Genomic DNA, 12,258 nt, shown 5'->3' on the forward strand with positions numbered 1-12,258 from the left:
ACCGCAGAACCGGTGTCGATGGCCATCAGCGCGTCGCGGGAGCGCTTAAACGGGGGCTGCGTTGCTTCGGTTTCAGGGGATTGCCCGACATTCCTCAACAATTCGAGTGCTACACGGTCCCACCGCAGGTATGCAGGTCGCCATGGACTGGAATAGCCGCTGACATGCCACAACAGGTCGATTTCTTTCCCCCGCCGGATCGCCATTTGCGCCTCGTCGCCGAAAGTCCCATCCCCTCCGTCATCAGCGATCCACGGTTGCCGGACAATCCGATCGTCGCCTGTAACGCGGCATTCTGCGATCTGACCGGCTATCCGGTCGAGGATGTCGTCGGGCGCAACTGCCGCTTCCTGTCCGGTCCGGCGACCGAACCGTGGCTGACCGAGGAAATTCGTCGCGGCGTGCGCGAACATCGTCCGGTGCTCGTCGAGATCCTAAACTACAAGCGCAGCGGCGAGCCGTTTCGCAACGCCGTTCTTGTCGCGCCGATCTACGACGAAAAAGACGAATTATTGTACTTTCTGGGGTCGCAACTGGAGATCGATCCCGCGTCGGCGACGCCGACGAGCATGCGCCGCATTCGCGCGGCGGTGATGGTCAAGGCATTGTCGCCCCGGCAGGCCCAGGTACTCAAACTCGTCGCAAACGGCCGGCTCAACAAACAGATCGCGGCTGAGCTCGATATCGCCGAAAAGACCGTGAAGATGCACCGCGCCATCCTGATGAGCCGCCTGGACGTCCATACCACCGCTGATCTGATCCGGCTCGCCGTGGAGGCGGGCCTTTAAAGTCGTATGACTGGGATACGGCACAAATCCCGTATCGGTGGAACAGCTGGTTCCCTCTACCAGAGTGAGGTCGCCACAGCGGCGTTGCCGTACGCCTTCCAGCCATTCGGTGTGCGGTCAGGCTAACCCTCGCCCATCTGGTGCCGCTGTGACGACATATCAGGGAATAAGGTCGTTTCGTCACGGTCGGAGCGACATCCCGCAGTATCTGCCCGGTGCATTCGTGCCGCGGATCATGCGTCGGAGGCCTATATGGATATCGTCACGCCCTTCCAGTTTTCGCTCGTCTACAACGCGTTCTCCTTCACCTTTGCGGCGATGGCGGCGGCGACCGCGTTCCTGTGGCTCAGCCGCAGCCAGGTCGCGCCAGCCTATCGGACCGCGCTGACTATTTCCGGGCTCGTCACCGGTATTGCCGCCTATCATTACTTCCGGATCTTCGAGAGCTGGAACGCGGCTTATGTCTTCAAAAGCGGGGTCGTCTCCGCGACGGGTTTCGCGTTCAACGATGCGTACCGCTACGTCGACTGGTTGCTGACCGTGCCGTTGCTGCTGATCGAACTGGTGCTCGTGATGCGGCTGTCGCGCGAGGAAACATCGTCCAAGGCGATCCGCCTCGGGTCGGCTGCCGCCCTGATGATCATCCTCGGCTATCCCGGTGAAATCGCCAGTGACATTGCGACCCGCGCAATCTGGGGCACGCTGTCGTCGATCCCGTTCGTCTACATCGTGTGGGAATTGTTCAGCGGTCTCGGCGCTTCGATCAAGCAGCAGCCGGCCAGTGCGCAGAACCTGGTGCGCAAGGCGCGCCTGCTGACCTTCGCATCGTGGGGCTTCTATCCGATCGTCTACATGGCGCCATATGCCGGGCTGACGGGCGGCACCGCGACCACGACGATCCAGATCGGCTATACGATCGCGGACATCGTCGCGAAGGCCGGCCTCGGAATCCTGATCTTCCTGATCGCGGTCCGCAAGTCGGAGGCCGAAGCCGAAGGACACACGGCCCACGCGCACTGACATCGTGCAAACGCTCCCGTCCACCATGGATCGATCGAGTCGCCGTGCCCCCAAAGGGCGCGGCGATGTCGTCTTTCCGGCCTATTGGGTCGCGGCGAGCGCGCTGACACTGGCGACTCTCCTTCATGTGCCGCTGGGTGGGCCGGCGGCGGTGGCCGTGGCGGCGATCGTCTTCCTCGGCGGAGGGCTGCCGCACGGGGCCTATGACATCGCGCTGCTGCGCCGCGCGGGCGCGCTCGGCCCGTCCGGCGTCGGACTTGCGGTCGCCGGTTATGTCACGATCGCCGTGCTGATGGTGGTGCTGTGGATGACGCTGCCGTTGGTGGCGCTGGTCCTTTTCCTCGCGGTCGCCTCGGTGCATTTCGGCGAGGACTGGCAGATGCTTGAGGAGCCGTTGCTGCGGTTCGCGGCGGGGGCGGCGGTGATCGGGGCCGCGACGATCGGCCATCCCGCAGCGGTATCGGCGCTGTTCGTCACGATGAGCGATCCGCGCGCCATGGTGATCGCGCAGATCATCACCGCGGCTGCGCCCGTCGCCTTGTTGGTCACCGCGGTCGGAATCGCCACGGCATGGCGCGACGGCAGCAGGTCATGGGCAGCCGCAATGGCGGTGTGCTTCGGTCTGCTGGTCGTCCTGCCGCCGGTTGCCGGCTTCGCGCTGTTTTTCGTCTTCCTGCACTCGCCGCGGCATCTGGCGCAGACACGCGGCGTGTTGCGCGACATGACGATCGCGCGGTGGCTCGGGACCGGGGCTTCGCTGTCATGCCTCGCCATCCTCGGCTGGTTGGGCGTGCGCGCGGTAGCACCGTCTCGCTTCGACCCGACCGCCGTTGCGCAGGCGTTTCAGCTGTTGGCCTCGGTCGCGGTGCCGCATCTGGTGCTGTCCCGCTGGCTCGGGCGGCGCGTGACCGCCGCCGCATCGACTGATAACCTCCGCACGACCGCAAGACCCGTCGCACCGCCAGGGTGATGCGCCCGACCATCGGCGGCATCGCCCGCGCGGTGCGCCGACCTGGCCGCGGCTCGACCCGCGCACTGTTGGACGCGCATCCGTTTCGGCAAGCGACGCTTCTTTTGCGTTGAGTGGCGGGACGTGGTCGCTTCGCCTGTGAACCACCGGCGGCGTTTGATCAGGAAAGCGCTGCTTGGCGCCGTTCGATCCAGTCGAGAAACGTGTCGTGCCCGTGGAAATCGAGGCGAATTTCAGGATGCAGGCGCCGCACGATCGGCGTGGTCAGGAACCGATCGATGTCGCGCGACCAGATCGCCCACATCCGCGCCTTTACATAGCCTTGGGCGCGCAGCTCGTAGAGTTCGTGGATGAGGTGCATCACCCGCAACAGGCAGGGAAGAAGGCGCGACCGTTCTTCGTCCGACAGCTCCGCGGTCCAGATCGGCAGCAATTCGGCAAGCAGCATGTGCCGCACGGTTTGCAGGCGGTCGGAATAGGCGAGGAAGATCTGCGCATCGAGTTGGCGCGTATTGTTGCGCTGTGCCGCGTAGACGGCGATCACACAGGCCAACACGCCGCTGGTGCCCATGAACCGAAAGACGATTTCTACGATTGCGGCGGTGTGGGGGGGCAACTGGGCGGGCCTCTTCCCGTTAGGCGTGCGAGACGCCATAGCCGCCGCTGGTCCCGAAGGAACGTGACCGGGCGTTAGCGGGACGACCCGGCCAGCAAGGCGCGTGCTGCGCGCACGTCGGGATAGTGTTCGTCGCCTTCGATGATCGCGAGGGCGGGTATCAGGATGCGCGCAGCCTCGTCCGGCGTCGTCAGGCGGGCCAGCGATGTCGCTGCCCGCAGCGCCCAGAGACCCGCGCCTTGCGCCGTCGCGAGCGCAAGCGCCCGCTCGAACTGCGCTCGTGCGGCCACGGTATCGTCGGCGCTCAACCGGTTTTCGCCGTCCGCGCGCAGGATCTCCGCGGTTGCCCAGTGCGGGGCGCCGGCTTCGGCCCGTGCGGTCGCTTCCGCATCGCACAGCGCCGCGTAGCCGGTGATGAAGACATCCTTGTCATGCGGCAGGGGCGGGCGCAGCCGATCCAGCCCAGGCGGCTGTGGCGGCGTCCCCATGCGCAGGTCGGCGATCCCCGAAAACCAGGTGGCGAGTTCGGCCATGTAGGTGAAGCAATTGTCTTCCGCCGTGCAGCCAAGCAGTTCGGCATAGTGCCGAGCCAGTTCGTCGTCGCCCAGCCACAAAGCGACCGGACACGCCGCGCTACTCAACAGATAGCAGAACGAACTCGGATTGCGCAGCCGCCGTGCATCGATCACCGTTTCCATCAGCATGGCCCGGGCGCTCGCGAGCCGACCCTGCACCGCCAGCGTGACGCTGTGGTTGCCCCGCACGATCGTCGAATGATCATACCGAAGCACCGCGCCATAGGCTGTTCGGTCGCTGTTGCTGGCGATCAGGTCGGCGGCGATCGCGGCGGACTCTTCCAGCCTGCCCACGCGGAAGGTCATCAACGCGTTTACCCGGCGTACGAAATTCTGCAGGTCGCGATCGACGTCGATGCTTCCAGGCACCAGCATCTGCTGCGCCAGGGCTAGCGACCCGGGATGATCGCCCATGATCCCTCGTTGCCCGGAAAGCATCCACAGCGCCGTCGCCCTGGCCACCGGATCGTCGAGCTTCTTGGCGATGCGCAGCACCTGAGTCGCCGCGCGCACGAACCGTTCGCCGGGCCGGTCGATGTTGAACAACAGCACGCACAGGCCAATCTGCAGCCTGATCTCCTCGGCACCGCCCCGTTGGCCCAACGCGTCGAGCGTCGCGAACGCCTGTTCCAGCCAGCGATGATATTCGGCGAACTGCGACATGCCGAGCCACAGCGGTGCCGAGGCGAGGGTGAGGGAGATGCCCAATTTCTTGTCGCCGGCCTCGCCCAACGACCACACCAGCGCTGCGCGCACGTCGTCCATTGCGGTGCCGTATCGCTCCCACCAGATGGCGCGATCCATCTGCTGCCAATCGACCCGGGCGCGGTCCAGCAGCATCCCGACCCATTCGGCATGCCGACGCGCCGCGACATTCGCCTGACCGGAGCTCTCCAGCTTGCGGCGGGCATAGGCCTTGGTCGTCTCCAGCAGCCGATAGACGACGCCGTGGGGCGAAGGCTCGACGGCCAGCAACGATTTCGTCGCCAGTTGGAGAACGGACTGCGCGGTCCCCGCCTCCTCCGGCGCGCGGTTTGCGGCGACCTGCACGGCGGCGGCGAAATCGAACGTTGCGCGGAAGAGGCTGAGGCAGCTGAATGCCCGGCGTTCGTCGGGTGAGAGCAGTTCGAAGCTCCAGTCCAGCATCGCCTCGAGCGTTTCGTGGCGCGCGAGGGTGCGGCGGCCAAAGGTAAAGGGCGACAGGCGCCCGGCCAGTCCGCTGGACAGCCCCTCCAGCCCCACCATCGGTGTGGCCGCCGCCGCCAGTTCGAGCGCGAGCGGCAGTCCGTCGAGCGAGCGGCACACCGCCGCGACCTTCCGGGCATTCTCCTTGGCGAGGGCAAATCCGCCAGCCGCCGCCGCACGCTCGGCGAACAGCGCGACCGACGGGTTGGCCGTGATCGTCTCCACCGAATCCGCCACGCCGGGCACGGGCAGGGGGTGGAGATGCACCTGCACTTCCCCTGGCACCCGCAACGGTTCGCGGCTGGTCGCCAGTAGCCGCACGCGCGGGCAGGATTGCAGCAGCGCTTCTGCGGCTCTTGCCGCGGTGTCGATCAGATGCTCGCAATTGTCGATCAGCAGGACCAGTTCGGCAGTGCGCAGGCGTTCCACCAGCATCGACGGAATCGGATCCCGGCCCATCGGGCTTTGCAGCGCCGCGGCCGTGGCGGTGGCGACGTGCGCAAGGGACGTGCAGTTCGTCAGATCGACACAGCAAACGGTGGTACGGCCCCGAAGTTGCGCCAGCGCCGCCAGCGCGACGCTCGTCTTGCCGATGCCGCCCGAGCCGACGATCGTGACGAGCCGATGCCGCGTGACGCTTTCCACCACCTCCGTCACGAGGGCCTCGCGACCGATCAGGCGGTTGACCTGCAACGGAAGCGGGAGCGGGCGGATGTCCGCGACGACCGGCACGTTCGCCGCCTGCTCGTCTGCCGCCTCGATCGTCACGTCGGCGTTCAGTCGATAGCCGCGGCCCGGCACGTTAACGATCGCGACAGTGTCGTCCGTTCCTGCGCGCAGCGCGCGGCGGATGGCAGTGACGTGCACGCGGAGATTGTTGTCCTGAACGAAGATATTCGGCCAGACCCGATCGACGATGTCCTGCGTCGAGACGACCTCGCCGGTCCGTTCGGCGAGCAGCGCGAGGATCGCGAGCGCGCGCGACCCCAGGCCGACTCGGACGCCGCCATTCAGCAATTGCTCTCGTTCCGGTCGAAGTTCGAACGATCCGAACCGGATACGCCGGTCGCTCATGACCGTCCGCCGTGCAGCCGACCCACCTACGTCCCCCCGCAGACACGTTAGCGCTAACCGTATGCGCATATTAGCGGCGTTTGGCACCTGTTTAGTCGGGGGTTCGAGGTGGCTCCGCTATGCGGGTCAGGCAGGGACGGGGGACCGAGATTTGCTCGACGTCCGGTATCGTTCCGTTCCGGGAGATTGAAGATGCGCCTCGCAGGGATTGCCGTGCCGGTCGACTCCGGCACCGGGGAAACTATCCATCAGCCGACGCCGGAGGACGTGCGCGAGCAACTGGAACGTCTACGCATCCATGCGCTCGTTGGCTCGGAAAAGCTGTACGCCTTCCTGCATTTCGTCGTCGAGGAAGCGCTGGCCGGCCGCGCGGCGACGCTGAAGGAACTGGTGATCGGCGTCGAACTCTACGGCGGCGTCGTCGATTACGATCCGCGCATCGATTCCGCAGTGCGCGTGGAGGCGCGCCGATTGCGCCGCAAGCTTGCCGCGCATTATGCCGGGCCGGGTCGGGAAGACGCGGTGATCGTGTCGATTCCGACGGGAGGTTACGCGCCGCGCTTTCATTTGCGACAGGATGCGCCGCGCATCGCGGCAGGCCGGGAGCCGGGGCGGCCGATGCTGGCGGTGTTGCCGTTTACCGCGCTCTGCGTCCACGAGCGGGCCTTCGCGGCGGGGGTGACGGACGAGATCATCTACGCGGCGGAGCGGGACACGCACCTGCGTGTCGCGCCGCGCGCGATCATGTTCCAGTTTCGCGAGAGCCGTTATTCGCTCGACGAAGTCGCCGCGCATGCCGGGTCGGATCTGGTGCTGCATGGCACGATCCGGCGCGTGCAGGAGGTGCACCGCGCGTGCGTGGAGCTCTCCAGTCGCTGGGGGCAGATCCTGTGGTCGGATCGGATCGACATCGTCGGCGAGGGCGAACTCGACGTTCAGGAACGCATGGCCGGGGCGATCCTCGAACGACTACCGCGTGACGCGTTGCGCGAACCGGCCATCCCGAAAGTCGCCTGAGCCCCCAGCGTCGGCGGTCTGCGCGGGCGCGGGCGCGTTCCGCTCGGATCGGCCGCGCTAACAGCCACTCGCGTCCGGACCGCGGCGGAAAGAACTACCAGCGTGCAGCGCGGCGAAAGGCGCGGCGCACCGCGAAGGTTCGATACGTGAAGCGATCTCTCCCCACGACCGGCCGGCACGCACGCGTGACCCGCGCACCGGCGGTATTCCCAAGCGTGGCCGGAGACCCGGCTCCGAGGGCATCGTCATGAGCGAGGACTATGCCTTCAAACCTGAGGAGCGACCGCTGTTCGCCGGGTCCCCGTTCTCGCCCGCGCATCCGGTTGGCCGTCGCCTCGCCTATTTTGCCGTCGGCATGGTCCTCGCCGTGACCTCGACCTTCGGCAACGCCCTGACGACGGTCAATAGCGGGAGCGTGGCAGGCCCGCTCGGCCTTTACGCGGCCGAGGCGACCGCGCTGCCGGCGATCTATGTCGCGATCAATGCGTCGGCCAATTTGTCGCTCGTAAAGGCGCGCGCCCAATTCGGCATTCCCGAGGTGACCGGTTTTCTCCTCGGTCTCTATGCGCTCGCGGGGCTGATTCCGTTCGGCTTCGCCAGCGTCTGGGCGGCCGTGCTCGTCCGCGCGGCCAGCGGGTTGGCCGCCGCCGCGTTGATCACCCTCGGCATCTATTATCTGATGCAGGCGCTGCCGCCCAAGGCAAAGCCGCTCGGCGCGGTGATCGGCATGGGACTTTCCCAGCTTGGTACTCCGCTGGCGCGGCTCGTCCCCGTCGACGTGCTGGTGGACAACGGACTCTGGGGCCTGCACGCGCTCGAGGTCGCGCTGGCGCTGTTCGCGCTTGCGCTGATCCTCGCCCTGCCGCTGCCGCCCAGCGAGAAGAGCCGCGCGTTCGCACCGCGCGATTACGTCACAATCATTCTGGCGACCACGGGGCTGTTGCTGTTCTGTCAGGTCATCGGACAGGGCCGTACGCTCTGGTGGTCCGACACGCCCTGGCTCGGCGGTGCGCTGGCAACCGCCATCGCGCTGCTCGTGGCCGCCTTTCTGAATGAGACGGGCCGGCGCGATCCGCTGGTGCATTTCGAATGGATCGGCACCTGGGGCATCCTGCGCTTCGCCGCCGTGGCGCTGGTGATGCGCCTGGCGCTGGCCGAGCAAAGCTACGGCGCGGTCGGCCTCCTGACGCTCGGCGGACTCAACAACGACCAGCTCAGGACGCTGTTCGTCGTGGTCGTGATCGCGATGCTGCTCGGCATCGTCGTCGCCGCGCTGACGCTGTCCGAGCGCCGTCTTCCCTGGCAGGTTCTCGCGGCTGCGCTGATCATCGCCGCCGGCGCGTGGTGGGACAGCAACGCGACGACGCTGACCCGGCCTGCGCAATTGATCCTGAGTCAGGCGCTGATCGGCTTCGGCACCACGTTGTTCGTGGGGCCGGCGCTGCTTTACGGCTTTCTCCGCATGATCCAGCGGGGTGGCGACCATCTCGTCAGCTTTGTCGTCACCTTCAGCATCACGCAGAATGTCGGCGGGCTGATGGGATCTGCGCTGCTTGGCTCGCTGCAGACGGTCTGGGCCCGCAACGCCAGCAACGCGCTAGCCGCCGACATGCTGGCGAGCGACCCGCAGGTCGCTGCCCGGATCAGCGGCGGCGGCGCGGCGTTGGCTCCGGTGCTCGCGGACCCGGTTCAGCGCGCCGCGCAGGGCTCGGGCCTGCTTGCGCAGGCACTGGCGCGTGAAGCCGCGGTGATCGCCTTCAACGATACCTTCAGGTTCGTGGCCATGCTCGCGCTGACCACGGCCGCCTTCATCTTCGCGAACATCGTCGTCGCGCGCTACCGAGAGAAGAGCAATGACCGCAGCTAAAGCCGTTCCGCCGCCGGCGACCGAAGCGGGGCAGTGGCACCCCGCCCACAGGCGTCCGTTACGGATCGTCGCCACGGTTGCACTGTCGCTTGCCGGCGTGTTCCTCGTTCTCGCGGCCTGGGGTCTGCCGCCGGTTGCGGGTGGGTATCAACGGACCGACAACGCCTATGTGCGCGGCCGGGTTACGATCATCGCCCCGCAGGTGAGCGGCTATGTCCTGCAAGTGCCGGTTCACGATTATGACGTCGTACGGCAGGGCCAACTCCTGGTGCGGATCGATGACCGCGTCTACCGCACCCGCGTCGAGCAGGCCCGCACCAATCTCGCGGCGGCCGAAGCCGCGCTTGCCAATTCCGCCCAGGCCCGCGCTTCCCGGTCGGCGGGTCTCGAGGGCCAGGTCGCGGGCGTCGAAGGCGCATGGGCACAACTCGCCAGGGCGCGGGCTGACATGGCGCGCGCCAGGGATCTTGCGCAGGACGGCTCGATCTCGCTGCGGGAGCGCGACCAGACGCTGGCCGCGCTTGCCACGGCACAGGCGCAGCTGCGCCAGGCCGTGGCCGGAAGCGAGATCGGCCGCCAGGATATCCGAACCGTCGAGGTCGGCCGCGGCGCGCTCGAGGCGCAGGTCGCGGCGGCGCGTGCGCAACTGCATGCCGCCGAGATCGATCTCGAGCACACCGTGATCCGCGCGCCCGAGGGCGGCGTCCTCGGCGAGGTCGGCATCCGGGTGGGTGCCTATGTCACCAACGGATCGCAACTGCTCGCGATCGTGCCCCCCGATCGCTGGATCATCGCCAATTTCAAGGAAGCCCAGACGGGACGGATACGCCCGGGTCAGCCCGCCAGCCTGACCGTCGACGCCTTGAACGGCGCGCGGCTGACGGGGCGTGTCGAACGGGTGTCGCCCGCCGCCGGATCGGAGTTCGCGGTCCTCAAGCCGGACAATGCGACCGGCAATTTCGTGAAGATCCCGCAACGGATCGGCGTGCGGATCGCGGTCGATGCCGGCGCGGCGCAGGCCGAGACCCTGCGTCCGGGCATGTCGGTCGAGGTCGGGGTCGACAGGAGCGTGCGGCCATGAGGCCGCTTCTGGCAGCGGGCAGCCTTGCCTTCCTCCTGGCGGCCTGCGCCGGGCCCCGCCCGGCGGTGCCGCTAGCCGCCGGGATCGCCCCGCCGGCGCAGTGGCGCGACGGTCGACCCGGGTCGGACGTCGCCGTCGACACGCAATGGTGGCGGCGTTTTGGGGATGCCACGCTGACCGGCCTCGTCGAGGAAGCGCTTGCGCACAATGAGGATATCGAGATCGCCGCCGCACGCGTGGAGGAGGCGCGTGCGCAGTTTGCCGCGGCGCGCGGTGCCAGTCTGCCGCAGGTCCAGGGAGTCGGCACGGGCGGACGCACCCGAAGCGTCAACGCGTTCGGGATCGATGTCGAGCAATGGGCATCGCAGGGGGAAGTGCAGGCGTCGTTCGACATCGACCTGTTCGGTCGACTGCGCAACAGCGCCGCAGCCGCGAAGGCGCAGCTTCTCGCCAGCGAGGATAGCCGGGGAACCGTCCGGCTTGCCGTCTGCGCGGCCGTGGTCAGCGGTTATGTCCAGCTTGCGACGTTTGACGAACGCCGTGCGATCCTGCGCCGCACCCTCGATGCACGCGCGGAGACCCTGACCCTCATCCGGCGCCGCGCCGAAGCAGGGTATGGCTCGCAACTCGACCTGGCGCAGGCAGAAGCCGAATATGACGCGGCCGCCCAAGCCATTCCGACGGTCGATCTCGCGATCACCAAACTCGAAGATGGCCTTAGCATCCTGCTCGGTCGCACGCCCGGTCCCATCGCGCGGGGATCGGCGATCACCGCGCTGACAATCCCCGTGGTTCCGCCACGGCTGCCGGCGAGCGTGCTTCGGTATCGCCCCGATATTGCCTCGGCCGAGCAGCAGATCGTCGCGGCCGACCGCTCGCTGGACGTGGCACGGGCCGCCTTCATGCCCGACGTCAAGCTGTCGGTATCCGGTGGCCTCGTCGCGTCCTCACTGCTCCCGGGTGATCCACTTTCGGTCTTTTCGCTTGGCGGCAGCATCCTGGCGCCGATCTTCAATGGCGGGAGGAACCGCGCTCAGGCGGACGGTGCGGCCGCCCGCCGCGACCAGGCCGCCTTCGCGTATCGGAGGGCTGCCCTGACCGCGTTCCGGGAGGTCGAAGACGGCATGGCGTCGGTCGAACGGTCCGCCCAACAGGAGGAGCTGCTGGCGCACCAGCAGGCCGCGCTCCTCCGGCTCCAGCGGCTTGCGTCGCGCCGCTATCGCGAGGGGTATTCTCCCTATCTCGAACAGCTCGACGCAGAGCGCAGCCTGTTATCGTCGCAGTTGTCGCTGGTCCAATCACGCGGCGATCGTCTGCTCGCCTCGACCGCGCTTTTTCAGGCACTGGGCGGCGGTTGGCAGCCTTTGGAACAGCGGGAGAAATGAACCGTGGCCCGCATGATCCTGCTCGTCCTCTTTATCGCCCTCGTCTTTTTCGGTTCGATCGCTGTGAAACGGTACAGCGAGGGGGCGTCGCCGAACCCCAGGGGGGTGGATGGCGATCCATCGGCCATCGTTGCACTCGCGGACGGCTCCACGATGGCCGTTCCCCGAGGCACGGTCGGGCGCGCGCTGGTCGACTGGCTTGCCGGACGCCAGCCGGGGCAGAAGACCTTCGAACTCGGAGGACAGGAGTTTGTCGGGGGAACCGCCGAACTTACCCCCGAATCGCGCGGCCGCATCACCCGCCTCGTCGCGATGCTCCGGGCCAACCCCGACGTGAAAGTCGTCATCGTCGGCCATGCCGCGCCCTCGGGCAACGAAGCGGCCGATCGCGCGATGTCGCAGGCGCGGGCCGACGTTGTGCTCGAGCAGCTCCGCGATGGCCGCATTGCGTCGCACCGGCTCAGCACCGAGGCCCGCGCCGCGTCGGACCCGATCGTACCGAATGACAGTCCGGGCAATCGCCAACGCAACCAACGCGTCAGCCTCATCCTGAGCCGGGCGGAGTGACGCACCTAGCCGAACGAGGTCCGATTCGGACGGCGAGGGTTCGGCTTGGCGGCAACGCCGTTGGCGGGAGCGCGCGCGATGCTGGCGCATCCGGTCACGGCACCGTCTCGCCG

The 12,258-nt window shown here is 67.3% G+C and carries 10 protein-coding genes; 8 read left to right on the forward strand and 2 right to left on the reverse strand.

The window, feature by feature from the left end:
* Positions 1 to 164: 164 nt before the first annotated feature.
* The 3 genes from RH91_RS10255 (at position 165) to RH91_RS10265 (ending at position 2,778) form a co-directional block, all read left to right on the forward strand.
* Positions 165 to 788 carry a LuxR C-terminal-related transcriptional regulator gene (locus RH91_RS10255; RefSeq protein ID WP_010162636.1) on the forward strand — a complete coding sequence of 208 codons (624 nt, stop codon included), beginning with the start codon at positions 165 to 167 and terminating at the stop codon, positions 786 to 788.
* Between the two features lie 252 nt (positions 789 to 1,040).
* Positions 1,041 to 1,808 carry a bacteriorhodopsin-like gene (locus RH91_RS10260; protein WP_010162638.1) on the forward strand — a complete coding sequence of 256 codons (768 nt, stop codon included), beginning with the start codon at positions 1,041 to 1,043 and terminating at the stop codon, positions 1,806 to 1,808.
* A 25-nt stretch (positions 1,809 to 1,833) separates the two neighbouring features.
* On the forward strand, positions 1,834 to 2,778 hold the full coding sequence (locus RH91_RS10265) for a Brp/Blh family beta-carotene 15,15'-dioxygenase (RefSeq protein ID WP_010162639.1): 945 nt from the start codon (positions 1,834 to 1,836) through the stop codon (positions 2,776 to 2,778).
* A gap of 160 nt (positions 2,779 to 2,938) precedes the next feature.
* Here the strand turns inward: RH91_RS10265 and RH91_RS10270 are convergent, their stop codons facing one another.
* Together RH91_RS10270 and RH91_RS10275 are read right to left on the reverse strand one after the other, a co-directional pair.
* A complete protein-coding gene (locus RH91_RS10270; RefSeq protein WP_010162640.1) occupies positions 2,939 to 3,349 on the reverse strand; it encodes a hypothetical protein in 411 nt (136 codons plus the stop codon).
* A gap of 119 nt (positions 3,350 to 3,468) precedes the next feature.
* Positions 3,469 to 6,171, reverse strand: coding sequence for a winged helix-turn-helix domain-containing protein (locus RH91_RS10275; RefSeq protein WP_010162641.1), 2,703 nt, complete (start codon positions 6,169 to 6,171; stop codon positions 3,469 to 3,471).
* A 249-nt stretch (positions 6,172 to 6,420) separates the two neighbouring features.
* On the opposite strand from RH91_RS10275, the gene RH91_RS10280 reads away from it, so the two are divergent.
* From RH91_RS10280 to RH91_RS10300, 5 genes are all read left to right on the forward strand, one after another.
* On the forward strand, positions 6,421 to 7,245 hold the full coding sequence (locus tag RH91_RS10280) for a hypothetical protein (protein ID WP_010162642.1): 825 nt from the start codon (positions 6,421 to 6,423) through the stop codon (positions 7,243 to 7,245).
* 247 nt (positions 7,246 to 7,492) lie between these two features.
* Positions 7,493 to 9,112: a hypothetical protein gene (locus RH91_RS10285; protein WP_010162643.1), complete on the forward strand. Its 1,620-nt coding sequence runs from the start codon at positions 7,493 to 7,495 to the stop codon at positions 9,110 to 9,112.
* Entirely contained in the window at positions 9,099 to 10,193 is a 1,095-nt protein-coding gene (locus RH91_RS10290) for an HlyD family secretion protein (protein WP_029623763.1), read from the forward strand. The genes RH91_RS10285 and RH91_RS10290 overlap by 14 nt, the downstream gene beginning before the upstream one ends.
* Entirely contained in the window at positions 10,190 to 11,578 is a 1,389-nt protein-coding gene (locus RH91_RS10295; RefSeq protein ID WP_010162645.1) for an efflux transporter outer membrane subunit, read from the forward strand. The genes RH91_RS10290 and RH91_RS10295 overlap by 4 nt, the downstream gene beginning before the upstream one ends.
* Before the next feature lie 12 nt (positions 11,579 to 11,590).
* Positions 11,591 to 12,145, forward strand: coding sequence for an OmpA family protein (locus tag RH91_RS10300; protein WP_010162646.1), 555 nt, complete (start codon positions 11,591 to 11,593; stop codon positions 12,143 to 12,145).
* The last annotated feature ends 113 nt before the right edge of the window (positions 12,146 to 12,258 follow it).

This window comes from Sphingomonas sp. PAMC 26617 (assembly GCF_000242835.1).
Lineage (GTDB): Bacteria > Pseudomonadota > Alphaproteobacteria > Sphingomonadales > Sphingomonadaceae > Sphingomonas.